21 protein-coding genes and 1 pseudogene are annotated in these 25,758 nt (G+C 67.4%); 12 read left to right on the forward strand and 10 right to left on the reverse strand.

Annotated features, from left to right (window positions below; genetic code table 11):
- Positions 1 to 294 precede the first annotated feature (294 nt).
- Both E1742_RS04240 and E1742_RS04245 read left to right on the forward strand, forming a co-directional pair.
- Complete coding sequence (locus E1742_RS04240) at positions 295 to 1,353, forward strand: AI-2E family transporter (RefSeq protein ID WP_134383700.1); 1,059 nt, start codon at positions 295 to 297, stop codon at positions 1,351 to 1,353.
- A 142-nt stretch (positions 1,354 to 1,495) separates the two neighbouring features.
- A complete protein-coding gene (locus E1742_RS04245; protein ID WP_166793416.1) occupies positions 1,496 to 2,989 on the forward strand; it encodes a sigma 54-interacting transcriptional regulator in 1,494 nt (497 codons plus the stop codon).
- 7 nt (positions 2,990 to 2,996) lie between these two features.
- Here E1742_RS04245 and E1742_RS04250 read toward each other — a convergent pair whose 3' ends face one another.
- Positions 2,997 to 3,353 carry a hypothetical protein gene (locus E1742_RS04250; RefSeq protein WP_134383702.1) on the reverse strand — a complete coding sequence of 119 codons (357 nt, stop codon included), beginning with the start codon at positions 3,351 to 3,353 and terminating at the stop codon, positions 2,997 to 2,999.
- A 56-nt stretch (positions 3,354 to 3,409) separates the two neighbouring features.
- Positions 3,410 to 5,560: a serine/threonine-protein kinase gene (locus E1742_RS04255; RefSeq protein ID WP_166793417.1), complete on the reverse strand. Its 2,151-nt coding sequence runs from the start codon at positions 5,558 to 5,560 to the stop codon at positions 3,410 to 3,412.
- Positions 5,561 to 5,971: 411 nt separating this feature from the next.
- Between E1742_RS04255 and E1742_RS04260 the strand changes: the two genes are divergently transcribed.
- The 5 genes and pseudogenes from E1742_RS04260 to E1742_RS04280 all read left to right on the forward strand — a co-directional run bounded on the left by E1742_RS04260 (position 5,972) and on the right by E1742_RS04280 (position 12,424).
- Positions 5,972 to 6,325 (forward strand): hypothetical protein, encoded by a 354-nt coding sequence (locus tag E1742_RS04260; RefSeq protein ID WP_134383704.1) that lies wholly within the window; start codon positions 5,972 to 5,974, stop codon positions 6,323 to 6,325.
- A gap of 47 nt (positions 6,326 to 6,372) precedes the next feature.
- Entirely contained in the window at positions 6,373 to 6,792 is a 420-nt protein-coding gene (locus E1742_RS04265; RefSeq protein ID WP_134383705.1) for a DUF8788 domain-containing protein, read from the forward strand.
- 14 nt (positions 6,793 to 6,806) lie between these two features.
- Positions 6,807 to 7,274: an AidA/PixA family protein gene (locus tag E1742_RS04270; protein WP_134383706.1), complete on the forward strand. Its 468-nt coding sequence runs from the start codon at positions 6,807 to 6,809 to the stop codon at positions 7,272 to 7,274.
- Positions 7,275 to 7,574: 300 nt separating this feature from the next.
- Positions 7,575 to 8,009 carry a hypothetical protein gene (locus E1742_RS04275; RefSeq protein ID WP_134383707.1) on the forward strand — a complete coding sequence of 145 codons (435 nt, stop codon included), beginning with the start codon at positions 7,575 to 7,577 and terminating at the stop codon, positions 8,007 to 8,009.
- Between the two features lie 72 nt (positions 8,010 to 8,081).
- Positions 8,082 to 12,424, forward strand: a pseudogene (locus tag E1742_RS04280) (Lhr family helicase).
- Positions 12,425 to 12,433: 9 nt separating this feature from the next.
- On the opposite strand, the gene E1742_RS04285 reads toward E1742_RS04280, so the two are convergent.
- Genes E1742_RS04285 through E1742_RS04295 form a run of 3 tightly spaced genes read right to left on the reverse strand, consistent with a single transcriptional unit; the run spans position 12,434 to position 14,905 of the window.
- On the reverse strand, positions 12,434 to 13,129 hold the full coding sequence (locus tag E1742_RS04285) for a hypothetical protein (RefSeq protein ID WP_134383708.1): 696 nt from the start codon (positions 13,127 to 13,129) through the stop codon (positions 12,434 to 12,436).
- A gap of 11 nt (positions 13,130 to 13,140) precedes the next feature.
- Complete coding sequence (locus tag E1742_RS04290) at positions 13,141 to 14,103, reverse strand: hypothetical protein (RefSeq protein ID WP_134383709.1); 963 nt, start codon at positions 14,101 to 14,103, stop codon at positions 13,141 to 13,143.
- A gap of 7 nt (positions 14,104 to 14,110) precedes the next feature.
- The gene (locus tag E1742_RS04295) at positions 14,111 to 14,905 is read right to left on the reverse strand and encodes a hypothetical protein (protein WP_134383710.1); all 795 of its coding nucleotides are present in this window, start codon (positions 14,903 to 14,905) and stop codon (positions 14,111 to 14,113) included.
- 172 nt (positions 14,906 to 15,077) lie between these two features.
- Here E1742_RS04295 and E1742_RS04300 point away from each other — a divergent pair, with 172 nt between their 5' ends.
- Positions 15,078 to 15,950 (forward strand): AraC family transcriptional regulator, encoded by an 873-nt coding sequence (locus E1742_RS04300; protein WP_134383711.1) that lies wholly within the window; start codon positions 15,078 to 15,080, stop codon positions 15,948 to 15,950.
- On the opposite strand, the gene E1742_RS04305 is transcribed toward E1742_RS04300, so the two are convergent.
- Positions 15,892 to 16,485 (reverse strand): LysE family translocator, encoded by a 594-nt coding sequence (locus E1742_RS04305; protein ID WP_134383712.1) that lies wholly within the window; start codon positions 16,483 to 16,485, stop codon positions 15,892 to 15,894. The two genes, E1742_RS04300 and E1742_RS04305, sit on opposite strands and share 59 nt — an antisense overlap.
- Positions 16,486 to 16,509: 24 nt before the next feature.
- On the opposite strand from E1742_RS04305, the gene E1742_RS04310 reads away from it, so the two are divergent.
- Positions 16,510 to 17,328, forward strand: coding sequence for a hypothetical protein (locus tag E1742_RS04310; RefSeq protein WP_307721909.1), 819 nt, complete (start codon positions 16,510 to 16,512; stop codon positions 17,326 to 17,328).
- On the opposite strand, the gene E1742_RS04315 is transcribed toward E1742_RS04310, so the two are convergent.
- A complete protein-coding gene (locus E1742_RS04315) occupies positions 17,329 to 18,693 on the reverse strand; it encodes an MBL fold metallo-hydrolase (RefSeq protein ID WP_134383713.1) in 1,365 nt (454 codons plus the stop codon).
- Positions 18,694 to 18,922: 229 nt separating this feature from the next.
- Here E1742_RS04315 and E1742_RS04320 point away from each other — a divergent pair, with 229 nt between their 5' ends.
- Entirely contained in the window at positions 18,923 to 20,131 is a 1,209-nt protein-coding gene (locus tag E1742_RS04320; protein ID WP_134383714.1) for a cation:proton antiporter, read from the forward strand.
- A gap of 15 nt (positions 20,132 to 20,146) precedes the next feature.
- Entirely contained in the window at positions 20,147 to 20,704 is a 558-nt protein-coding gene (locus tag E1742_RS04325) for a DNA-binding protein (protein WP_134383715.1), read from the forward strand.
- Positions 20,705 to 20,710: 6 nt separating this feature from the next.
- Here the strand turns inward: E1742_RS04325 and E1742_RS04330 are convergent, their stop codons facing one another.
- The gene (locus E1742_RS04330) at positions 20,711 to 22,036 is read right to left on the reverse strand and encodes an MFS transporter (RefSeq protein ID WP_134383716.1); all 1,326 of its coding nucleotides are present in this window, start codon (positions 22,034 to 22,036) and stop codon (positions 20,711 to 20,713) included.
- Between the two features lie 186 nt (positions 22,037 to 22,222).
- Here E1742_RS04330 and E1742_RS04335 point away from each other — a divergent pair, with 186 nt between their 5' ends.
- Positions 22,223 to 23,185 (forward strand): SDR family oxidoreductase, encoded by a 963-nt coding sequence (locus E1742_RS04335; protein ID WP_134383717.1) that lies wholly within the window; start codon positions 22,223 to 22,225, stop codon positions 23,183 to 23,185.
- 4 nt (positions 23,186 to 23,189) lie between these two features.
- On the opposite strand, the gene E1742_RS04340 is transcribed toward E1742_RS04335, so the two are convergent.
- Together E1742_RS04340 and E1742_RS04345 are read right to left on the reverse strand one after the other, a co-directional pair.
- Positions 23,190 to 24,452, reverse strand: a complete 1,263-nt coding sequence (locus E1742_RS04340) for a glucan 1,4-alpha-maltotetraohydrolase domain-containing protein (protein WP_134383718.1) — start codon at positions 24,450 to 24,452, stop codon at positions 23,190 to 23,192.
- A 317-nt stretch (positions 24,453 to 24,769) separates the two neighbouring features.
- Positions 24,770 to 25,504 carry a hypothetical protein gene (locus E1742_RS04345; protein WP_134383719.1) on the reverse strand — a complete coding sequence of 245 codons (735 nt, stop codon included), beginning with the start codon at positions 25,502 to 25,504 and terminating at the stop codon, positions 24,770 to 24,772.
- Positions 25,505 to 25,758: the final 254 nt, after the last annotated feature.

The raw sequence follows: 25,758 nt of genomic DNA on the forward strand, positions 1-25,758 counted from the left end.
AGCACAGCTGCCGATGCAGGTTTCGACGGGGCGCCGACCGTTGCTTCCTTCGCTGGGCCGGTCGACGCATACCGTGGCACACCGTGCGGGTTTTCCACCGTATCCCTTGACGCCGGCGTGCGAATATTGCCGAGTTCCGGCTGCCAGACGCTGCGAGCGCAACGGCGCCCATCCACGTAACAGCCCGCGATGCCGGCCTGCCCCGGCAGTACGGGCACGTCCCCGACGGGCGCGTGGCCTTCCGGCGGGCCGATCCATTATGATGTGCAACATAACAACATCGAATGGACATCCATGAAGCGCTACACTCTGCCGCAAACCTCGTTCCTGCTGCTGCTTGGCCTTGTCACGCTGGCCTTTATCTGGATCATGACCCCGTTTGCGGGCGCCGTGTTCTGGGGCATCGTCTTTGCCATCGTGTTCGCGCCGCTGCATTACCGCCTGCTGGAAGTCACCGGCAACAAGCCGACCGCCTCGTCGCTGATCGCACTGCTGCTGATCCTGCTGATGGTGATCCTGCCGGTCACCTTGATCACGCTGTCGCTGATCGACCAGGCGTCCGGCGTCTACGCGATGATCGAGTCGGGCCAGATCAATTTCAGCACCATGTTCCAGCGTGTCATGCATGGCATGCCTGGCTGGGCCACGAGCCTGCTCGAGCGCTTCGAGCTGACCAATCTGGCGACATTGCAGACGAAGCTGACGGCCGCCGCATCCCAGATCAGCCAGTCGGTGGCGAAATATGCCATCAACTTTGGCCGCAATACGCTGGACTTCCTCGTCAGTGTGACCGTCATGCTGTACCTGCTGTTCTTCCTGTTCCGCGACGGGCAGACGCTGTCGTCGCGCATCCGCGACGCCGTGCCGCTGGCCGAGCGCTACAAGGAACCGCTGTTCGACAATTTCATCACCGTCATCCGCGCCACCGTCAAGGGAAACATTCTCGTCGCAATGGCGCAGGGGACACTGGGCGGCCTGGCGTTCTGGTTTCTTGACGTGCCGGGACCGCTGCTGTGGGGCGTCGTGATGGCCTTCCTGTCGCTGCTGCCCGCCGTGGGCGCCGCCATCGTCTGGGGCCCGGTGGCAATCTACTTCCTTATCACGGGGGCTACGTGGGATGGCATCGGCCTGATCGTCTACGGCGTCATCGTCATCGGCCTGGTCGACAACCTGCTGCGTCCGGTGCTCGTCGGCAAGGACACCAAGCTGCCCGACTATATCGTCCTGCTCTCCACGATTGGCGGCATGGCGCTGTTCGGGCTGAACGGCTTCGTCATCGGTCCCGTCATTGCCGCGCTGTTCATTTCGACGTGGGGCCTGTTTGCCGAGGCACGCGAGTTTCACGAGCAGTAAGCGCACGCGCGGCGCGACCTCAGGGCGGTCCATCGCCGCTCGCCCGTGCAGCAGGGCCGGCGGCACTTTCGGTACCAGTTGCACAACACACGGGGCGCGCCGCCGGCCGCGCATGCTACGATCCCCGCATGCCTGGACGACCATGACCGACCGCGACCTCACACTGACTTCCCCGTGCACCAGCCACGACAGCCAGTGGGCGGCATTGCTGGCGCTCACCATCGTCTGGCACCCCGACCAGGCGCGTATCGGCGCACAATTCGTCTGGGCGCCGGGCACGCCGATCGATATCTGCCGCTATGCGCCCCTGTTCCATCCGCCCGGTGGCGCGGGCCTGCCGCTTGGCCACGAACGTGTCTCCCGATCGCCGCTGCGCCTGTTGCCCGACCACCGCGACGGCGAACCCGGCCTGATGATCGCGTTACCCGACAGTCGCATGACCGTCGAGCTGAACGGCCGGCCGATTACCGGAGGGACCATTCTGGATGGGGCGACGCTGCGCGACAGCCCCATCCTGACGGTAGGCCGCGCGGTCGTCCTGTGCCTGCACTGGATGCGCGGGCTGCCCAAGGTCAATCCGGTTCCGGGCCTGGTCGGCGTCGGCAGCGGTGCAATCGAGGTGCGCGACCAGATTCGCATGGTCGCGGCCACCGATCTGCCGGTACTGCTGCTGGGCGAGACGGGCACCGGCAAGGAGATCGCCGCTCGCGGCATCCACGCGCTGAGCCGGCGCCACCAGGGTCGGCTGGTCACCGTCAACATGGCGGCGCTGAACGAGTCACTGGCTGCAGTGGAGCTGTTCGGCGCCGCCAAGGGAGCTTACACCGGCGCCCAGGCGGATCGCGGCGGCCTTTTCGCCGAAGCGGACGGCGCCACGCTGTTCCTCGATGAAATCGGCAATGCGCCCGCCAGCGTGCAACCGATGCTGCTGCGGGTACTGGAGGGTGGCGATTATCGACCCGTCGGCGGTGGCCGTGACCGCCGCAGCACCGCCCGCCTGATCGCGGCAACGGACCAGCGGCTCGGCAACGGCGAATTCAACCAGGCGCTGCTGCGCCGCCTGGAACAGTTTGTCATTGAATTGCCGCCCCTGCGCCAGCGGCGCGAAGATATCGGCGTGCTGATCGTCCATCTGCTGGCAACGCAGGAAAGCGCGCCGCCATTGCCGGTCGAATTCGTCACCGCGCTGGCGTGCCACGCCTGGCCCGGCAATATCCGCCAGCTGGCACACGTGCTGCGGCGCGCCCTGTTGCAGTCGCGGCACGGCGTGGCGCCGCAATTGCAGGCGCTGGTGCGCGACGGGGCGCCGACGCCAGCATCCGCACCGCCCGAGCGCGCGAGTGCGGAACCGGCCGCCCGCAAGCGGCGCCCCGCCGAACTGACGGAGCAGGAACTGCTGGACGCCATGGCCGGCAATGCCTGGATCATCCAGGCGGCCGCGCAGGCACTGCACATCTCGCGTCCCACGCTGTACAAGCTGCTGAAGGGCCACAGCGCGATCCGACCGGCCGAGCGCATTCCGGCCGATGAGATCCGGCAGGCGCTGGGCGCCTGCGACTACGATCTGGCGCGCTGCGCCCAGCTGCTGCGAACGCCGCTGGAACCGCTGCGGAGGCACCTGCGCCAGCTGCCGTAACGACCGCTCAGGTGGATCCCACCTGCAGTTCGGGGTCGGGGATGTACTGGAATTGCGTGCCCTGGTCCGTGATCACAGTGAAGGCCAGCGTGAAGCCCCAGGTCTGCGACGGCTGGCTGATGGTCACGACCTTGTTCTGGTGCAGCCTGATCGGCGTCATTTCGGAGAACGGTGAGGCAGGCTCGTTGGCGATATTGGTGCCGCTGAGCAGCACGCACTCGCCGAGCTTGCCGGTACCGCCGAACACGAACTCGATCTCGTCGCCCTGGCTTACGCGACAGGGATTGGACTTGGTCTGGTCAAACAGCCAGGTTGCGTTGACATTGCCGCTGCCGAATTTGACTGAGAAGATATGACGTTTCATGGCTGACTCCTGTTGTCGCTGGATGGGCGGCGCTTGCCGCAAGATTATGCCGACACTTACCGGCTCTCATACCCCGGATCGCGGCGCAGTGCCACCAGATCCGGTTCGGCCTCGATGAACTTCACCGGATAACCCAGCCGCCTGGCGTTGGCAATGGCCGCCAGTGCCTGCACACGATGTCCGAGCAATTCGTATGCCAGGCCTGCGCGGAAATTCACGTCAGCGTTGCGGGGGCCAAGTGCAAGCGCGCGCGCCATCATGGCCATCGCCGCCTCGGCATCGCCCGTGCGCGCCGCGTACAGCCCCATCCGCGATACCAGCACCACATCGTGCGGCGCCCGCTGCAGGCGCGGTGCGAGCAGCTCGCGCGCCTTGCCGTAGGCCGCACGGGCTTCCTGCTCGCGCCCCGGGATCCACAGCAACACGTCGGCCAGGTTGGCCCAGTTCAGGTAGTCCCCGGGGGCGCCGCGCGTGGGCGAGACGGCGTTTTCGAGTGCCTGCGCCGCCCCGACATAATCACCGCGCAAAAACAAGGCGGTACCCAGGTTGCCATATAACTTGGCGCTCGGCCGCACTTGCAGCCCCTGCTGCAGCACGTGCAGCGCTTCGTCGGGACGGTCCTGCCGCAACAGCACGGCATTCAGGTTGGCGTACGCCGTGACGGCATCGGGCTGCAACGCGATACTGCGGCGAAAGGCTGCTTCCGCCCGGGCGTTTTCGGCCTGCTCGTAGTACACGCTGCCGAGTTCGTCGGTGAACACGCGCTCGCGCGGAAAGCGCCGCAGTGCCTCCGCCAGCGCCGTGTGTGCCTGGGGATAGCGCCCGGCCCGACGCAGCGTGTACACCTTACCGTACCAGGCGAGGAAATTGTCGGGATCGAGCCGCAGCGCGCGCCCGAATGCGTCCCCGGCGCCGTCCGTCTGGCCCAGCGCTCCCAGCACCCAGCCGTGTGCTGCGTGGGCCAGGGCGAGGTGGTCGTCCAGCTTCAGGGCCTGCTGCGCGCTGGCGTCCGCCTTGCGCAGCCAGATTTCGTCCTGCCGGTCGCCGGCATAGCGCAGGCTGTACGTCAACGACGTCCCTGCCGCAGCGGCGGCACTTTGCGGGTTCTGCCGCAGCACGCGCTGAAAATGCGTCGCGGCCTGGTCCAGTGCGCCGGGGCGGTCGAACAACGCCAGTGCGGCAAGGCCGGCATCGATCTGGGCCGTCTCGGAATACTGCTCGGTGCCGCGATCGCGCCAGAAACGGGGCGCCTCGACATACCATGCTCCCGCGGCGGCCGCGACGATCACGACCGCCGCCGCCGCGCGCCAGCGCACCGGCCGCGCCTTGTGCACGGCGCGGCGCGGCGCGGCGACGAAGCCCTCCAGCCGCGCCAGGACCTCGTCCATGCTGCGCACGCGCGCCGCCGGCTCCCGCTCCGTCATGGCGCGGATCAGTTCCACCACGGCCGGCGCCAGCGTGTCCGGATAGCGCCAGGTCGCGGAGGAGGACTGCAGATGGGCCGCCACCAGCGCCAGTCCGGCCAGGTCCGCAAACGGCCGCACGCCCGTCACCAGCTCGTATAACACGACACCCAGTCCATAGACATCGCCCGCCGGCGTCGGAGCCGTGCCCAGCAGGCGCTCCGGCGCCATGTAGGCGATCGTGCCCTGCGGGGATGTCGTGGGCACGGTGCCCGTCGCCAGTGGGTCCTGGCGCACGGCGATGCCGAAATCGAGGATGCGGATGCGGTTGCGGGGCGTTTCCAGCATCAGGTTGGAGGGCTTCAGGTCGCCGTGGACCAGGCCCGTCGCGTGGGCCTCGCCCATGGCCTCGGCGACCTGGCGCACCCAGTCCAGTGCAAGGACGGGATCGACGGGGCCGGCGGCCAGCGTCGCCTTCAGCGTGGCCCCGTGCACCAGCTCCATGACGATGGCCTGGTTGCCTTCGTTTTCCTCGATCGCATGGACCTGGACGAACGCGTCGTGCTCGAGCGAGGCCACCGCCCGCGCTTCGCTCAGCAGGTCGGTCCCTGGCGGACCTTCGCGGCCCAGCCGGACGCACTTGACCGCCACCGTGCGGCAAAGCTTGCTGTCCCATGCCTCGAACACCCTGCCGTGGCCGCCTTCGCCGATGCACTTGCGCAGGTGGTAATGCTGCGGCAGCACGTTAGCGGGTACCAGTCGTATCGGGGCGCTGCAGTCATCCACGTCGTCGAAAGCGGTCATGGGCATCCAGCTCAATGCAGTATGAACCCAGTATAGCAATGGAACAGCCACGCCCGTGGCCAGATCAGCCGGATTACCACAAAACCACAGGCTGCCTGAGCGGGTAATCCGGCCCCGTTCCTCCATCGTATCGCCGCGCCGCGCTGGCGCCCCGGCGCGACGCCGAAAAATCCCCGGGCCCTGTCAAATCTGCCGGGCTTTACAGGCCATTTACGCCCGGTTGACAGAGTTTTTACGCCCTGGCCGCGCGCATCCGGGCGGCCAGGGCGTTTTTTTACTGGCATGGCGATTGCGAATACACCGTCAAGCACTCCGATTCACGGTGCGAATCGATGCAGTCCCTGCCGCCGGGGGCTTCCGACGGGGCGTTTTCCGAAAAGCCAAATGAGTAGGGCCAAGCGAGGAACCATCATGACCGACCAAAAATGCCAATGCCAGCCAGCGCTCGTACCCGATCTGACGAAAAGGACGAACACGGCGGCCGCAAGCGCCACCGCTTTCACACTGGACAATAGTGTCACCGCCTTCAACTTCAGCCTGTGTGCCACCGTGGCATACAACAATAACCAGATCTGCATCTCCGTGCCGATCATCGGCCAGATCTGCTTCGACGTTCACCTGCCGGTGCCGGCAGGGAGCAACCTGAACGTCTGCGTCGCCACCTGCGGGTCGACCTGGATGCCGCCATTCTTTACCGGCGTCAATGCCACCGTCTATTTCAATGGCACCGCGATCTGGAACGGCACCATCTGGGGCAACTGCTGAGAGCACGGCGCCATCAACCGACTCGACATACAGAAAGAGGCACCATCATGAATACGAATTCCATCACGCCGTCGGACTGCGATGTTTTTATCCAGATCTGGGTGGACGGCAATGCGACACAGCTGGGACAGACCACAGGGATTTATCTGGTCGATAACGGCGGCACACCGGGTACCGAAGGAACGACCGCCCTGAATACCGTTTGCACGTCGGGCTCACTGATCTGCTGGACGGTCATGCCGGTCGATCCGAACTTCCTGGCGAAAGGCGGCTCGCTGCAGCTGCAGAGTGTCGGCAACTGCAATGCATGGGGTGACAGCGGCCAGCCGACCGAGTTCGACAGCCTGGATTTCATCGGCACGGCCCAGACGGTCGGCAGCGCCAGCTACCAGCTGACGATCAATGTCTGCGCACCGGGCGGCTCCGGCATGACGCTGCTGATCGACCCCACCATCACAGTCAACTGAACGAGGAGAATGTCATGACCACAGCAACAGTGCAGGACCATGCAGCCGACGGAACGTCCGGCCGCTTCCCCCAGACGCAGGTCGCCATTGCGATCGACACGGCCTATGTCGGCTCCGTCGGCTCCGGGACTATCGGCGCGGGCGTCTATATGATGGACAACCAGGTGCAGCAGGGTAGCCAGTCGGAGGGCCAGCTGGAACTCACCACCCAGTGCCCGGTAGGCCAGCAGATCGGCTTCACGGTGTATCCGATCGACCTGGGCAGCGGCGACACGGTCGTCATCACGGGCTTCAACGTCTCGGGGGGCGACGTCTTCGGCAGCAGCGGCTATCCGAAGAAACAGGCCGGCAGCGGCAACTACTGGGTCGGCAAGGCACAAAACCAGGGCTCCCAGACGTATCAGATCCAGGTTCAGGTCACGCCCGGACAGGGGGGCGGCCCGTACTACATCAACTGGGATCCATTCATCACCGCGGTGTAGGCCCGACGGCACACCGGCAGCGTCGGTCGGCAGCGACGGGCGCCGGCCTGCCGGTGAGATTTTCAACGCTGCGCGCGTGCTGCTGGTCCCTCGACCCGTCATCAACTCGTCACACGCCGTCGCTATTGCCGCCATCTTTCCCGTCCCGGAACGATGACATGACATTCGAGGCAACCTGCAAGTCCATCTTCATTGCCGGCCTGAGCGCGGCCGTCCTGGCCGCCCGCGACCGGCGCCGCGGGCCACGAGCATGACGAAGGCAAACCGCGCATCAGCAAAGCCGTAGCGCGGGAGACCTCGGTGCGCAAGCACTTCAATCCCGTCGTGCTGCCGCGCCATCTGGCGCAGGAAGGCAAACAGCTGCGGCTCGAATACGTCGGCCCGCATGCACGGGAAGTGATTGCAGTGCCGCCGGGAGAATTCGACAACGTCAGCTTCGACGGCTCGTGGGACCGGGCCTACTACCTGCTCGACCCGAAACGCCTGCACGCGATGCCCGTGTCGGCCCGCAAATCCACCGTTGCCGGCGCACGCTGGCGCGAGCGCGACGGCGTCTTTGAGCGCGTGCTGTGGGACGAGCGCAGGGAAATCCCCCTGGTCATCGAAAGCGGCGACAGGGCCGGCACGTTCTTCAACCGGCTGGAGCTGACGGTGCAGCCGCACCTGGCCGGCGACCTCCCCTGGCAGAAACTGAAGGGGTACGCGCGTCGGGAGTACGCCGATTTCCTCGACTGAGCGGGACGGCACGCGGACGGCACTTCCTTTATGATGTGGGTTACCGCATCATCAAACTGCCCGCGCCGCCGCATGAAACAGTCCGATGTCCCGCATGAGTTCCACCCGGCCGTGGCGGCATGGTTCGACGCGGCCTTTCCCGGCCCCACGCAGGCGCAGCGGCGCGCCTGGCCGCTGATCCAGGCCGGCCAGGCCACGCTGATCGCCGCGCCCACCGGCTCGGGCAAGACGCTGACGGCCTTTCTCGCCGCCATCGACGCGCTCGTGCGCGAAAGCGTCGCGCAGCCGCTGCCCGACGAGACGCGCGTGCTGTACGTCTCACCGTTGAAGGCCCTGTCGAACGACATCCGCGTCAACCTTCTGGTGCCGCTGGAAGGCATCGGCGCGCAGCTGGCCGCGATGGATCTGCCGGCACACGGCATCCGCAGCGCCGTGCGCACGGGCGACACGCCGCAGGCCGAGCGCAATGCCGCGCGCAAGCGTCCGCCGCATATCCTCGTCTCCACACCGGAATCGCTGTACGTGCTGCTTGGATCGGACAGCGGCCGCACCATGCTGTCCACCGTGCGCACGGTGATCGTCGACGAGATCCACGCGGTGGCCGGCAGCAAGCGTGGCAGCCACCTGTCCCTGAGCCTGGAGCGGCTGGCGGCGCTGTGCCCGCAGGCGCCCGTGCGCATCGGCTTGTCGGCCACGCAGAAACCCATTTCCGTCGTCGCGCAGTTCCTGGCCGGCGCCGGCCGCCCGTGCGCCGTCGTCGATGTCGGCCACGTACGGGCGCGCGACCTGGGGCTGGAGCTGCCGCCTGTGCCGCTGGAGGCCGTGATGCCGAACGAGGTGTGGGACCGCGTCTACGACCGGCTGGCCGAGCTGGCCGCCCTGCACCGCACCACCCTCGTCTTCGTCAATACGCGGCGCATGGCCGAGCGCATCGCGCGCCACCTGGCCGACCGCCTGGGCGCCGGACACGTGGCCGCGCACCACGGCAGCCTGGCCAAGGAATACCGGCTGGACGCGGAACAGCGCCTGAAACGGGGCGACCTGCGCATGCTGATCGCCACGGCGTCGCTGGAACTGGGCATCGACATCGGCGACGTGGACCTGGTCTGCCAGATGGGTTCCCCGCGCAGCATCGCCTCGTTCCTGCAGCGCGTCGGCCGCTCGGGCCACCACGTCGGCGGCCTGCCCAAGGGCCGGCTTTTCCCCACGTCGCGCGACGACCTGATCGAATGCACGGCGCTGCTCGATTGCGTGCGGCGCGACGAACTCGATGCGCTGCGCATCCCGCCGCGCCGCTCGACGTGATGGCGCAGCAGATCGTGGCCGAAGTGGCGAGCCGCGAGTGGCGCGAGGACAAGCTGTTCGGCCTGATTCGCGGCGCGGCACCCTATGCGGCGCTGACCCGTGATAGCTATGACGCCGTGTTGCGCATGCTGACGGAAGGTTTCAACGGCCGCCAGGGCGTGCGCGCCGCCTACCTGCACCGCGATGCCGTCAGCGGTACGCTGCGCGGACGGCGCGGCGGCAAACTGACGGCCGTCACGTCCGGCGGCGCCATCCCCGACAACGCCGACTTCACCGTGCTCCTGGAGCCGGCCGGCCAGAGCGTCGGCACGGTGCACGAGGACTTCGCCGTGGAGAGTCTGGCCGGCGACGTGTTCCAGCTCGGGAACACGTCCTACCGCATCCTGCGCGTGGAGGCGGGCAAGGTGCGCGTCGAGGATGCCCATGGCGCCGCGCCGAACATCCCGTTCTGGCTGGGCGAGGCGCCCGGCCGCAGCGACGAGCTTTCGCTGGGCGTGGCGCGGCTGCGTGGGGAGATCGACCGGCTGCTGGGCGAACGCGACGATGCCAACGCCGCCATCGAGCATGCCATCGACTGGTTGCACGAACACCTGGGGCTTGCCGACGACGCCGCGCGCCAGATCGTCGACTACCTGGCGCGGGCCCGTGCCGCGCTGACGGCGCTGCCGACGTGCGAAACACTCGTGCTGGAGCGCTTCTTCGACGAATCCGGCGGCATGCAGCTGGTGCTGCACTCGCCGTACGGCAGCCGCATCAACCGCGCCTGGGGGCTGGCGCTGCGCAAGCGCTTCTGCCGCACGTTCAATTTCGAACTGCAGGCGGCGGCCACCGAGGACGCGATCGTGCTGTCGCTGTCGGACAGCCACAGCTTCCCGCTCGACGAGGTATGGCGCTACCTGCGCGCAGACAGCGCGGAGCACATCCTGGTCCAGGCGCTGCTGGATGCGCCGCTGTTCAACGTGCGCTGGCGCTGGAACGCGACGACGGCGCTGGCCCTGCCCCGCTTTGCCGGCGGTCGAAAGGTGGCGCCGCAGCTGATGCGCATGAAAAGCGACGACATGCTGGCCGCCGTCTTTCCCGACCAGGCAGCGTGCCTGGAAAACATCGTCGGCGAACGCGAGCTGCCCAGCCACCCGCTGGTGGACCAGACGCTGGACGACTGCCTGCACGACGCGATGGACAGCGAAGGCTGGCTGGCGCTGCTGCGCCGTATCGAGGCCGGCGAAGTCCGCCTGCTGTCACGCGACTTGCCCGCGCCGTCGCCACTGGCGATGGAGATCCTGAACGCGCGCCCGTACGCGTTCCTGGATGACGCACCGCTGGAGGAACGCCGCACGCAGGCCGTTATCAACCGCCGCTGGACCGATCCGGCGTCGGCCGACGATCTGGGCGCCCTCGACGCCGGCGCCATTGAAGCGGTGGCGGACGAAAGCTGGCCGGAAGCGCGCAATGCCGACGAGATGCACGAGGCACTTGTCGCACTGGCCTGCATTACCACCGCCGAAGCGGCACGCAACCCCGACTGGGAAGGCTGGCTGGCCACGCTGTCGGCGGGCGGCCGGGCCACGCTGCTGCAAGGCGACGGCTATGCGTTCTGGGTGGCGCTGGAACGGCTGGCGTGCCTGCAGACCGCGTATCCCGACGCCGTCGCCACGCCAGTACTGACGCTGCCCGAACGGCTGGCCGCCGAGGAACCGTGGACCCGTGACGCGGCGCTGGTCGAAGTCCTGCGCGCACGGCTGGCCGGCTTCGGTCCACAGACGCTGGCGAAGATCGCCGCGCCGCTGGCCCTGCCGGAAAGTACTGCTGCCATCGCGCTGGCGCAGCTGGAAGCGCAGGGCTATGTCATGCGTGGCCGCTTCACGCCCGGTGCCCCCGACGAGGAGTGGTGCGAGCGCCACCTGCTGGCGCGCATCCACCGCTACACGATCAGGAGCCTGCGCCGCGAGATCGAGCCCGTCGAGCGGCAGGACTTCATGCGCTTCCTGTTCGAATGGCAGCACGTGGCGGAGAATACGCGGCTGCAGGGCGCCGACTCCCTCGCCGTCGCGCTGGCACAGCTGGAAGGCTACGAGGCGGCAGCCGGAGCATGGGAAAGCGAACTGCTGGCCGCGCGGGTCAAGGATTATTCGATGCTGTGGCTCGATGACCTGTGCCGCGCCGGCCGCATCGTCTGGACCCGCGTGGGCGCGCCCGCCAGCGCCAGCGGCGGCCCGGTGCGCGGCACGCCGCTGGTACTGCTGCCGCGCCGGCAGCTGGCGCTGTGGCATGCGCTGCCTGCCGTGGCCAGCGAAGTGGAGGTATCGTCGCGCGCGGTGCGGGTGCTTGACGCGCTGCGCAACCACGGCGCCATGTTCTTCGACGAGCTGTCGCACGAGGCCCGCCTGCTGGGCGCGGAACTGGAGGACACGCTGGGGGAGCTGGTGGCGACGGGCCTCGTCAACGCCGACAGCTATGCCGGCCTGCGCGCCATGCTGGTGCCGGCCAATAAACGCAACACGATGGACCGGCGCCGCCGTCGCGGTGGCGGTCCGACAATGGAGGAAGCGGGCCGCTGGGCGCTGGTGCGGCGGGCCGATGGCGTGACCATCCGCGAGCGCGGCATGGACACCCCCGCAGCGGCGCCGCCACCCGGCCGCCGTCCGCGCACGGAGCCGCAGACGCTGGAACACATCGCCATGACGCTGTTGCGCCGCTACGGCGTCATGTTCTGGCATCTGCTGGAACGGGAAGCGGCGTGGCTGCCCGCGTGGCGCGAACTGTTGCCCGTCTACCACCGGCTGGAAGCGCGCGGCGAAATCCGCGGCGGGCGCTTCGTTGCCGGGCTGTCGGGCGAGCAGTTCGCGCTGCCCGAAGCGATCCCGCTGCTGCGCGAGATGCGCCGTCGCCCGCATGACGGCAGTCTCGTGCTGGTTTCCGGTGTCGATCCGCTCAACCTGTGCGGCACGTTGCTGCCCGGTGACAAGGTGCCCGCGCTGGCCGGTAACCGCGTGCTGTTCCGCGACGGGGTGCCGGTCGCGACCGTGGTCGCGGGCAAGTTCCACTACCTGCACGCGCCCGCGCCAGCGGAGCGCGAGCTGCTGCATGCGCGCCTGGTGGCGCAGCACTGAAGAGCCACGTCAGCATTCGCGCTTGCCGAATACCCGCTCCAGCGCCATGCGGCTGCGCTCTTCGCGCCAGGCCGCCAGCTCCGGCGGACCGTCGTCGGGCGCTTCCAGCGTGACGACCAGGCGGCACGGCGCATCGATGCCGAAGACCAGCAGCTGGCCCGGGTCGATGCGCAGGTCGGCGGGCGCGATGGCCGTTCCGGCGGCGGCATGCACGGGTGTCGCCGCGAGGCGCATGCCCTCGGCGATGGCGCGCGGGTCGGGATAGTTCACCCGCAGCCGTCCGACCGCCGTGCCCAATGTGTTCTCGATGCGGTAGATGCCCGGCCGCATGGGCGTGCACGCGTAGCCATCGCCTTGCTGCAGCGCGCGCGAATCCCACAGTGGCTGGTCCGGCTGCGCGCCGAACAGCAAGGCGTGGCAGCCGTCGGCGGCGGCACGGGCCGCCAGATTGATCCTGCCGCCAGGCGCCAGGAAGGCTTCATCCAAGGCGGTTTGCCAGTGGCCGGCGTCGTCCGCCAGGTCGATCGCGTGGCGTGCCTGGCCGCCTTCACGGACGACAAGATCGACCTGGCGGCGCGGCGACACGCGCCGGCCTGCGGTTGTCAGCCTCCAGTGGCCGGTCTCGCGCATCGGATGGGCAATGGACGCCAGGCCGGCCAGCGCGGCGCTGTCGAATCGGGTCCGGGTCAGCATGGTCGGTATCATGGCGGGCTCCGTCAAAGGCCAAGGTCGAATCGGATGTGCAGTGTGTCGGCATCGAAGCGGGCGTCGGGATCGACGATGTTCGCCCGCGGGGCGTCGAGCGTCGTCTGCGGGACGGCGGGCTGCGGATCGGCAAAGCCGCCGAAATCGGCCACGTCGATATCGATCGAGGGCAGCAGGCCGTAAGGGTCGGGAATGTCGAACATCGTTTTCTCCAGGATCGCCTTGGCAATCAGCCCTGCCAGTATGTTCTGGATGCCGATATCGACGTTGAGGCGGCGCGTCAGCCACTCCTGCACGTCGTCGCCGATGTCGAGGACATCCAGCAACAGCTCCGTCACGGTCGGAAAGCCGAGGATACCCAGCGCCGCGTCGACCAGGAACATGGGTGGATGGGCCGCGACGAAACTGGCGGCCGCCGCCGCGAGCGCCGCCTGCAGCAGGGCGGGCAGCTTGCCGAACGTGTCCTGGATCGAGATCGGATCGACGTCGACGGACTGCTTGTACACCTTCAGTTTCAGCGTGTCGCCTTCCGACACGAGGCCGATGCTGAACCGTCCCGACACCTCCGTCACGACGTACGGAATGATCGCGTTCAGGTTGATCGTCAGCGGTCCGATGTCCATGTCGGCCCCGAACAGTTGCCCGCCCGGAAACTCCCACTTGCAGTCGTCGCCGCTTTCCCAGGGAAGCTGCACCCGCAGGATACAGAACCGGCCCACGGTTACCGCCGGAATGTCGAAACCGAGGCGGAGGACCAGCTGGTCCCAGCCGATCTTCAGCTCGTCGAGCCAGAAGCTGTCGCCGTCCTCGAAGTCGATATCGCCGGCACCGGCGACGTGAAGCGCGCCGTCGACGCCGAACGCGAGACCGGCGAACGACACGGTTTTACTGAACGGCAGCGACGGCGTGGGCACGATACGGTTGTAGATCGTCTCGAAGGCGGCTTCGGAAACGGAGAGGGAAACGTCGCTCATGGCAACCTCACGCGAATGCCAGGTCGAGCCACACGTGCAGCGCGTTGTTCTCGACGGCGGGATTGTTCGGCAAGCCGGCGCTGAGCGACGGCGTCACGGCGGTCAGCCCCAGCGTATGGATGGGAACCGCCTGCAGCGCCAGCACGAGCTGCGGCAGGATCGCGCCCTTCAGCATGGCGATCAGGTAGCACTCCACCGCCCCTTCCAGCCCGGCCGGCTTGATATCGGCGATTTCCAGGCCATCCAGTTCGAGGCCGATCTGCTGCGGCATGCCGCCGATACCGGTGATGAGGTGGCCGACAACGAAAATGCGGATCAGGAAGCATTCCAGGCGGTCCACCGGCAGCACGGGCAGATCCCAGGCGTGACTATGCGTGGACAACACCGGCGGCGCCACCGCGGCGGGCGGCACGCAGGCCAGGCCGAACTCGATCATCGCCTCCAGCGCGAAGCGCTGCGGCGCCAGCGGCCCGGGCAACTCGGGCGGCAAGGCGATCGTGTCGCCGGGATGGAAGTCGAAGCGCAGGTGGATCAGCTGGATGGCGCAGGGAAGCCTGATTGGCACCCCCGGCAGCTGGAATGGCGGAATGCGGCGGTAGCGCGGCACGCCCGGCGGAGGCGGTGGATCGACCTCCGTGCACACCACCCAGTTCTCCTCGTAGCCGATGACGGCGCCCGCGTCGTCGAGCCGCGGACGCAGCGACGGGGCCACGTAATTGAACAGGTAAGGCGCGCGCGCGTGCAGGAAGCCGGCGATGCGGTTCAGCGCATCGTCCGTGACGGCGGCATACAGATCGGCCATGGCAGCCTCCTTGCGTTCGATCGTTTGACGGCATTATTGGCCGTTTCGATCCGTCCGGTTGTCTTCGTTTGTCATGGCGGGCCTGGTGTATCGGCCACGCCACGGCCCCCCGCCTCGACGGAACGGGCCGGTTCTGCCATCATGGACGTCCACCGAACCGCGAGGGAGCCCGATGACCAGTCCAGCCACGCCCACCTTCTGGCGCGACGCGGCCGTGCCGTTCCTGGAGGCGCGCGCCATCGACGACGGCCGCCACGTCTGCTATGCGAGGCACGCGCACGAGACGTTCTCGATTGGCCTGATCACGGGCGGCGCCAGCGAATACGTGAACGGCACCACGCGCCGGCAGGTGCGCGCGGGCAGCGTCGTGCTGATGAATCCAGGCGACGTCCACGCCTGCAACCCGCTGGGCGACGAACCATGGGCGTACCGGATGTTCTATGTGGATTGCGAGTGGCTGGGCAAATTGCAGCAGGACCTGGATGGTGGCGCGAGCGCGGCTTTCCGCCCCTACGCGGCCGCGGCCAGTGAGGACCCCGCCCTGCATGCGGGTCTGGCGGCGATGTACGACACGTGCGTCGATCGGCACGCGGACCCGCTGGCAAAACACGGCGCGGCCATCGCGTTCTTCACGTCGCTGCACGAGACGCTGCGGCCGGTAGCGGCAAGGGCCCCTGCTCCCGCCGACGACCAGTTGCGCCGCGCGGCGGACTACATCGGTGCGCACTGCATGCGCGCGCTGAAGCTCGACGAGATCTGCGCGGCGGCGGGCCTGTCGCCGTCGCACCTGATCCGCAGCTTCAAGGCCCGCTACGGCATGACGCCGCACGCGTGGCTGGTCAACTGCCGCATCCAGCTGTGCCGGCGGCGCCTGAAGGCGGGCGAACCGATTGCCGACGTGGCGCTGGCGGCCGGCTTCGCCGACCAGGCGCACCTGCAGCGGGCGTTCAAGCTGCACGTCGCCGCCACGCCTGGCCAGTACCGGGCTAGCGCGCCAGCAGCCACAGTGCGCTCCCGGCCAGCAGCAGCGCCATCGCGCGGTTGAAGCGGCGGATGCGCGCGGCGTCGGAAAGGTACCCGCGCAGCATCGCCCCCGCGTATGCCCAGCAGGCGATCGACAGGTAGCAAACGACAAAATAGATGGCGGCAAAGCGCCACACCAGCACGGGGTCGCCGTCGGCCACATAGGCACCCATCCCCGCCACGGATGCCAGCCACGCTTTCGGGTTGAACCACTGCATGGCGGCGCCGGACAGCCAGGACGGACCGGCGGCCGCGTCGAACGACAGACGGCCGTCGTCGATGGCGAGCTTCCACGCCAGATAGCACAGGAAGCCGATGCCGGCCCAGCGGATCGCCACGATCGTCTGCGGCCAGCGCAGCATGACCTCGTACAGGCCGAGCCCCGTCAGGAGCAGCAGCAGCGTGAAGCCGACGGTGGCGCCGCCCACGTGGCGCATGCTGGCCGCCAGCCCGTGGCGGGCGCCGGCGCTCAGGGCGACGATATTGACGGGACCGGGCGTGATGGATGAGGCCAGCGCGAAGGCGGCCATGGAGAGGTAGAGGGATGCGGTGGTCATGCGTGGCTCCTGGTTTTTGGAAGCATGACGATAGATTTCGGCGGGCGCGCCGTATTGAAGAAAATTGCCGTGGATGCCGTGATGACCGTCCCCGCCCAAAACCCCTACAATAGCCATCCCATCACACGCCACAAGACCATGACCGCCAGCGACCTCCCCTTCCGCGCCACCGTTTCCGAATCCTGCGCTTGGCTGGAACAGCAGACCGGCTCGCCCTGGACCCTGGCGCGGCTGCTGGAACACGAGCTGACGCCGTATGTCTGGCTCGACTACGACGCGGCGTATCCGGAACTGTTCGGCGAGGCGAACGGCGGCTACGCGGCACCGATTTTCTTCGAGGGCGATATCGCCCGGCTGGCGGCAGGCAGCGAGGACGTGCTGATGACGATGACGAAGGACGCGTACAAGATCGTGGCGCGGCTACCGGCGCCCGGCTTCCGGCGCCCGCTCGACGCGCTGCGTTTCCAGAAGAAGGACGTGGAGCGGCTGGCGGGCAAGCTGAAACATGCGGCGCTGCCGGTGAAGACGCCGGTGGCGGCGGAATCGCCGTTCGGCATCGGCAAGGAGGAAGTGCTGGCGGCGTTCGCGTCGTTCGTGCGCATGGACCTGGCGAAGGCGCTGGACGATGCGATCGGCGTGTTTGGCGACGATGGCGCGCGCGTCAAGGCCAGCGCGAAGAAGTCGAAGCGCAACGCCGTATGGAATCCGGTGACGCTGGCCCTCGGCCTGCACGACGTCTACCGCACCCCACTCGGGCCGCTGAAACGTGCGTTCGCGACGCACGACTTCCTGCAGGCTTGGCGGGCGGACTGGGAACAGTCACTGCGGTTGCTGGGCAAATAACTAGCGCGCCAGCAGCCGGCGCAGCTGGGCGGCCTGATAGGCGCCGAACGTGTCGCTGAACAGGCAGCGGATCAGCGGGTCGTCGACTATGTCCGCCTCGGCCAGCGCCCGTTCGGCGGCCGCGTCGAACACCGTGTCATTGATGCGCAGGTACATCGACGTCAGCGATTCGCCATCCTCCAGCGCGGCGTACAGCTTCGCGGCGGGGATGTCGGTCGTCCAGCCCAGGCCACCCCCGCCCTCCTCGATCGTTGCCGTGCCGTCCGGCTCCAGGCGGTAGCGCCAGCGCGTTGCCTGTCCCGTGTGATCGTACAGCGACAACTGCCAGATGCGCGGCTTGTCGAAGTAGTCGGAGGCCGCCGGCACGTCGCCATATTTGCCCGGCAATTCCATCGTGCAGTATTCGACGACCCGGGCCAGTTGCGCCGCCGTCAGCGCCGCGAAGTGCTGCGCGATCTCCGCGGTCGGCGGCGCCGAGGCATGGCCTTCGCAGGCGTAATCGACGTCCTGCGGGCCCACCGGCACCACCCAGTCCAGCGGCTGCGCCGGACGCAGCGACGTGCCGTCCAGCCGCACCGCAACCGACGGATCGAGACGCACCACCTGCGTGCCCGGCAGCGCCGCCGTCACTTCGCGCGTGAAGTATGCATACGAGACGGGGAAGAAAGCCCGGTTGTACCACGACCACGGCTCCTGCACGAACTGGCACGAGCTGGGCACGACATAGCGGGGCGCCAGCGCCCGCAGCTGCGGCAGCCACTCTTCCGGCAACGCCGGCGGCGCGGGCGGCGCGCGCGATGGCGCCAGCACCTCGATCTCGCGCATCGTCTGGAAGGGCCACAGCACCATGTCCCACGGCCCCTCGCGCACCAGCTGCGCCAGGGTGCCGTCGTCGATCCACGAGTCGACCACATTGAGCACGTTCAGTCCCGCTGCCCGTACCTGGAACATCGAATCGACGTCGGCATCCATCGCTTCGCGTGGGGTCACCTGGAACGGCCCGACCGCGACCGGCTCGTTCAGCCGCAACGCCTGCACGCTGGTGAAGCCCAGCTGCCGGATCATGTCGAACAGCTCGTCGAACAGGCAGTACAAATACAGCGGCGTGGCGCGGTCCAGCAGGTCCAGGCTTTCCAGCGAACAGTGGTCGTCATGAAAATGGGAGATGAAGACGGCATCGAAGCGCTGGCGGCGGATCGCCGCCTCGTCGAAGCGCACGTCCGGGAACGCATGGCAGTTGCGGCTGAACGGGTTTTCGAAAATCGTATCGAAGGCGATGCGCGCGCCGTCGCATTCGAACACGTAGCCGGCGTGAAGGATGCGGGAAACCGTCAAGGAGGTGGAGGAGGTGCTGGCGGAGGACATGATCTGTACGGGCAGTTCGCAAGCGAAGCAATGTACACGCGGCGCCGCGTTCATGCCACAGCAGATTGCATCAGAAGCCATCCACTTCGGGTGTGGAAACGCTACCACAGCGCCTTGAAATCGCTTTCATGTTTTCATATTGTCCACTACCATCGATTCGGTACGTAATTACGTAATCAAAAGACCGTACGGGAACTATCACGACAGATAAAACACAAGAAGGAGACCCATGAGTACGAGCGAGATTTTTCTGTTGGCCATGCTGCTCATCTTCGTGGCGCCGTACGTCATCTGGCGCTTCTGCAAGACCGATTATTTTGCCCCACTGGTGGTGGTCCAGATTGTCATGGGCATCGTGCTGGGCCCCGGCGCGTTGGGCGCCGTCTTCCCGGACTATCACAAGTTCGTCTTCAATCCCGACGTCACCAGGACGCTCAACGGCGTTGCCATGTGGGGCGTGATGCTGTTCGTGATGCTGGCGGGTATCGAGCTGGATCTGAAAAAGGTCTGGCAGTACCGCCGCGAGAGCGCCACCACCGCCGGCCTGTCGCTGGGCATGCCGCTGCTGTTCGGCTGCGGCGCGGCGCTGTTGCTGATGGCCTATCCCGGCTGGAAAGGCGCGGGCGCCGCCGGTTGGCAGTTCATGCTGGGTACGGGGATGGCCTGCGCCGTGACCGCCCTGCCCGTCCTTGTCCTGCTGCTGGAAAAACTCGAGATCCTGCGCCAGCCGATGGGCCAGCGCATCATGCGCTATGCCAGCCTGGACGACGTGGCCATCTGGGCCGTGCTGGCCGTGATCCTGCTGGACTGGGAGCGCATGGGTCGCCAGCTGGGCTTCATCGCCGTTTTTGTCGTGCTCACCTTGCTGTTCCGGCGCCTGATGGCGCGCCTCGGCAAGACGGATCGCTGGTACGTGGCCGTCATCTGGCTGATCGCCTGCGGCTTCAGTGCCGACTGGGCTGGGCTCCATTTCATGGTGGGCGCGTTCCTGGCTGGCGTCGTGATGGACGTCGAGTGGTTCGGCCAGGAAGAACTCGATACGCTGTTCCGCAACGTGCTGCTGGTGCTGATGCCGGTGTTCTTCCTCAGTACCGGCTTGCGCACGAAATGGGACCTGGGCGGCTACTCCGTCTTCTTCGCGGCCGGCCTGCTGCTGGCCGCCTCCGTGGGCGGCAAGCTGGCCGGGGCGCATCTTGCCGGGCGCATGCTGAAGTGGCAGCGCGGCGAAGCGTCCATCATCGGCTGGCTGCTGCAGTCGAAGGGACTGATCGAGATCGTGTTTGCCAACATCCTGCTGGACAAGGGCATCATCACCAGCGAGACGTTCACGGCACTGCTGCTGATGGCGGCCGCCAGCACCATGCTGACGATCCCCGTCGTCCACCCTAAGCTGAACCGGGTGCAGAACCGCGCCCTGGTGGGTCAGGCCAGTTCCTGACCGACGGAGAACGACATGGCACGCACGGGCATCACGAAGACGCAGGTCCGGACGATCCGCGACCGCCTGCTGGCCGAGGGCCGCTACCCTTCCGCCGACGCGGTACGCGGTGCGCTCGGCGACACGGGCTCGAAGTCGACGATACACCGCTACCTGAAGGAGCTGGCCGCCGAAGACGAAACGGCCACCGTAACGGACGACACCCAGAGCGGCCTGCGCGAACTGATCGAACAGCTGGCGCGCAAGGTGGAGGCGGAAACGCAGCGCCGCCTGGAAGCGGCGCGGGCGGCGCACAAGCAGGCGCTGCGCGACAAGGATGCCGAGCTGGCGGCGCTGCGCAACACGGTGGCGGCGCTGTCGGCGCGGCTGCGAATGCAGGAGAGCCCCACCACTGTCCACGCGCCAGCGGAAGACAGCCGCCCCGCGCCCGGCGCCGTCATTGCAGGCTTCGGCCGGTTCGGCGACCTGCTGGCGAACTCGCGCAGCGGGCGCCAGGACACGTCGCCGTTCAGCCTGGTGCGAACGGGCGGCCGCGACAACGTACTGGACTTCCCCGGCGAACGCGCCGCCTGAGCGGCGTCAGCCCGGCCCGGCGCGCCGGGCCGCATGCAGGCGCGTCATCGCCAGCGTCGAGACGAGGACAGGCACGGCGGCCGCGACGAACAGCGCCGCGTTGCTCCACTGTAGCCCGATCAGCTGGCCGCCGACGACAGGCCCGATGACGGAGCCGATGCGGCCAACGCCGAGACTCCAGCCGATGCCGGTCGAGCGCAGCGACGTCGGGTAATACGTGCCGGCCAGCGCGTTCAGCGCCGGCTGCCCGCCGACGATGCAAAAGCCAGCGATAACGACGGCGATCACCAGCAGCGGCAGCACGGTGGCGACGCTGCCGATTGCCGCGACCGACACGGACGCGCACAGGAAGCAGGCCATCAGCACCTTCGTGAATCCGAACCTGTTGATGAAAAAGCCCAGGGTCAGCGTGCCGACGATGCCACCCACCTGCAGCGCCGTGCCGGCCAGCACGGCCGTGCTGGTGCTGTAGCCGATCTCCTTCAGGAGCGTGGGCAGCCAGTTGGACAGGAAGTACAGGTTGATCAGGTTCATGAAGCTGGTCAGCCACAGCAGCAGCGTGACGCGGGTCCGCCCTTCCCGGAACAGTTCGATCACGGGGGCGCCCCGGCGCTGGGGCTCGGCCACGACGATATCGGCGTTCCGGTCGATCGCCAGCGTCGGATCGACCTTGCGCAGCCAGCGCACGATGGACGCGCGCGGGCGATTCACCAGCACCATGAACTGCACCGACTCCGGCAGCCACGCCACCATCGCCAGCGCCAGCACGGCCGGCGCGATGCCGCCGACCCAGAACACGGATTCCCAGCCATACGCCGGAATCAGCGCGGCGCTGGCAAACCCGCCCAGCGCCGCGCCCACCGTGAAGCCGCAGGAGATCAGCATCATGCGCACGACGCGCGACCTGGCCGGGCTGTATTCGCCCACCAGCGCCATCGCATTGGGCATGATGCTGCCCAGCCCCAGGCCGGTCACGAAGCGCAGCACCAGCAGCGTGCGCAGGTCGTGCACCTGCGTCGTCGCCAGCATGCAGGCGGCAAAGAAGAACGTCGACAGGATCAGCACCGGGCGCCGGCCCACGCGGTCGGCCAGCGGCGTCAGGATCATCGAACCCAGCAGCATGCCCAGCAGGCCTGCGCCGAAGACAGGCCCCAGCGCGGCCTTGTCGATGCCCCATTGCTGGACGATGGCCGGGGCGACGTAGCCCATGGCCTGGGCGTCGAAGCCGTCGATGATGAGGCACAGCCCGCACAGCGCCAGCAGCCCGACCTGGAAGGCGGACATGGTGCCCCGTTCGACGATCTGATCGACCTGGATGGTGGGTGGCTGCATCGGGCGTCTCCGTTTGTTATTGTCGCCCAACTATAGGATAAAGCCGGCGGCAAGCGAACCGCGGCGCGTGAATAGGCCGTATTGACGAGGTAAATGGCACGGCGCCGCCCTGCCGTGCGACCGCGAATCGCGCAAACCCGCAGTATGTCGGCAAAGACGACCGACTGACAATGAAAGGAAACACCAATGAAGGGATCGAGCCAACGTATCGTGATCACGGGCGCGTCCAGCGGTATTGGCGCCGCCACCGCCATCGCATTTGCCCGCCAGGGCTGCCATCTCGTGCTGGGTGCGCGCGGCCGGGACGGCCTGGACGACGTGGCGCGCCGCTGCCGCGAGGCCGGCGGCCGGGCGGAAGTGGGCGTGGTGGACGCGACGGATGCGGACCAGGTGCGCGCATTCGCCGCCGAGGCACGGCAGGCGCTGGGCGGCATCGACCTGTGGTTCAGCGACGTAGGCATCGGCGTCGTCGGCAAATACGTCGACGTGCCGATCGCCGACCACCAGCGCGTGATCGCGTCCAATCTCGTCAGCCATATGAACGACGCCCATGCCGTGGTGCCGATCTTCGTCGAGCAGGGTTACGGCACCTGGGTCAACATGATCTCGGCGGGCGGCTTCGTCACGACGCCGTACGCCGCCGCCTATTCGGCCAGCAAATTCGGCCTGCGCGGCTTCAGCGAGGCACTGCGCGCGGAACTGAACGAGTATCCCGACATTCACGTGTGCGACGTGTATCCCACGTTCGTCGACACGCCCGGGATCCACCACGCGGGCAACTATACGGGCGCACGGCTGGCGTATCCGCCCGGCGTGCTGGCGCCGGAAACGGTGGCCGACGCCATCGTCCGGCTGGCGCGGCGGCCGCGCGACACGACCGCGATCGGCGTGCCGGCAACGCTGCTGAAACTGAGCCAGTTCGCCAATCCCGTCACGACCGCGCTGATGAACCGCTTCATGAACGCCTGGTCGAAAAAGGCGGACCGGGTACCCGAGACGACCGGGACGATCTATACGCCGCCCGCCGGCGCCAGCGGCATTCACGGCGGCCAGCGGCGCATGCCCCGCGGCGGCAACACCGCGCTGGTGATCGGCGCCGCCGTTGCCGCCGCGGCGATCGGCATTCACCTGTCGCGGCGGGACTCCTGAACGCTTACTTCATCCAGACGGCATAGTTGGTGCCGGAAGTCTGCAAGGTCCAGCCGTTGCCGGGGCTCCAGCTGTTTGGGCCGATCTTGACGGCCAGCTGGCGGGAGGTCCCGGTGACGATGGCCGCGTACAGGCCCTGCGTGGCCTGCTGGATGGCGACGGCCGACGTGGACGTGACGCCCGCCGTCTTGCGGGCGTTGATCAGCGCCCCGATCGGCGCCTTCAGGCCCCAGTCATACAGGTGCGGATGGAACACCGTGGGAATGCCGGGGTGGCTGAGGATGTAGGCATAGCCTTCCATCACCTTGCCGCACGGCGCCGCCCACAGTCCCTGGCCCGTGCCGCAGCTTTCGGCGTGCCCGGTGTCGTGATTGTCGACAAACGTCACCGACATCGCCGGCCACCAGCCGATCGCGCCCTGCGGCTTGCCGTCGCTGCCCTTCAGGCGCCAGTAGTTGCCGTTGGCGAGGGCATCGTTCAGGATGCCCTTTGTCGTGAAGTCGAACGCGCCGCAGGAATTGGCCGTGCCGTTGATCCAGTCCATCAGCGCCTGGCGGTTGGCGTTCATGTTGTTCAGATCAAAATCCGGCCACAGCTCGCCCACGCAGAAGTCGGGCGCGAACGCATTGGCGTACTGGCCTGCATAGGCCGGGCTGAAGCCCTTGACGTAGTCGAATCGCAGTCCCGTGAAGCCTACCGGTTTGAGCGTGTAGTTCAGCCAGTGGATGATGCCGTTCTGCGTCTCGCCCACGTTGGTATGATCGAGGTCGCGCCCGCCGGAAAAGCCCGGCCCTGTGTCGGAGCTGCCCAGGCCGCAGTTGCACTCGTCGTTGTTGACGATGGTCCGCGTGCTCCAGTTCGGGCTCGTGAAATCGGACCATCCGGTCGTGCCGACGCGGTGGTTGACAACGATGTCGGCCACCGACTGGATGCCCTTCTCCTGCAGCGCGCGTACGGCTTCGTACAGTTCCGACGAGCGGCCGTAGGCCGAATCGAGAACGTCGAGCCTGCGCGGCAGGTAGCCTTCCTTCGCGGCCGAGTCCGAAGGCGGCGGGAACCACACGTGCGTGATGCCCAGCGCGGCCAGGTCGCCCGCATTGCCGCGCAAGGTGTTGTACCAGCCCGGTTTGCTGGCGGAATTCCAGTGGAAGCCCTGCAGCAGGATCGCCTTGCTGGCGCCCGCCTGCTGCGTCGGCGTGGCGGCATTCGCGTGCGACGCGGCCGCCAGCATGGCTGCCGCGAGCGCGGCAATCGTGGTTTTCTTCATGATCGTCTCCAAGGTTGTCATTGGCCCGACGTGACTTCGCCGGAAGTAGTCAGACTACTCATCGGGGCGCCCTGTTAGCCGAGTTGTGCCCGCGACGATTAAATTCTTGGCGATCGATCCTTGTATGTCAACTACATTTCAAATTTTCGTGTGTAGTTTTGATACAATGACAGTTCTGCGAGGTGACGCATGCGGCAAACAGCGGCAGCAGCGCTTCATCCGGCGGTTACGCGTGCCCACAACGCAGCGCGCCACGGACAGCCGCAATAGGCAGCGGCGAAACCGGGAAGCCGCGCAACCATGCCAGCGCCGAAACTTCAGCGCGATGGCATCAGGTACCGAAAGGTAGGCTCGATATTTCTCGCGTGCAGGTGGCGGACGATGTCCTCCAGGGTAGCGTCCTGCAACAGCAGGCCCCGGGAACCGGGGCCGGGCGCAGGCTGCGCCTCGGGTTGACCGCCGTCGCCGGCCAGCACGTCCAGCGCATGCCGCAGCTGCGCGGCATCGATGCGTTCCAGCCCCTGCAGGAACGCTGCCTGGGCGGCGGCAGGCGGCGTCATCTCCAGCGCCGGCTCGTCGGCGAACGAGGCGCCCATGCCGGGATGGACGAATGCAGCCCACTTGCCGGTCGTACCGTTACGGCACGGCGGCAGCTCGACAGGCGCCAGCACCCCGCCCGCCGGCAGTACCACTTCCGGACAGTATGCGGCGCACAGCAGGTCGACGAAACGCTGGGCCGTCGCCACGTCTACGGACTGGCCGAACGACAGCCACAGCCGGTAGCCCGTGGCGCCGTCGATGCTGACGGCCGGCGCCGGCAGACCCAGCTCGGCCTGCAGCACATTGGCCACCTCGCACAGCCGCTCCCAGGCGGCGGTGCCGCTGCCGTGGGCGCGGCCGTCGAACGGCAGGACGATGGCGCGGACGGCACCGTCCCGCCCCAGATCGAACAGGCGGGTGGCCTGCCCCTCCAGGTGCTCCGCCAGCCCCGCTTGCGGCGGAATGTCCAGCGGCAGGTACAGGCGGACCAGTTGCGATATCAGCTCATGCATGTCTTTTCTCCGTTTGCAGCCGCCTTCTTCCGCGGCTGCCCAGTTTTTCGCGATACGCATTATCGCCGGGATCGGCGACAACGGCGACCCGGGCCGGCCGCCAGGGACCCAACGCGCCCGCCGCGGTGATTACGTCGCTCGAAATGTATCCGCATCGGGCCCCGCAAGGGAGCGTGCGCATGTATCAACTACACAACGTAGTATACAGTGCAACAAAAATACAGACTAAGCGGTAGTAATATTACAGTCGAGGC

Source organism: Pseudoduganella plicata (assembly GCF_004421005.1).
Taxonomy (GTDB): domain Bacteria; phylum Pseudomonadota; class Gammaproteobacteria; order Burkholderiales; family Burkholderiaceae_D; genus Rugamonas; species Rugamonas plicata.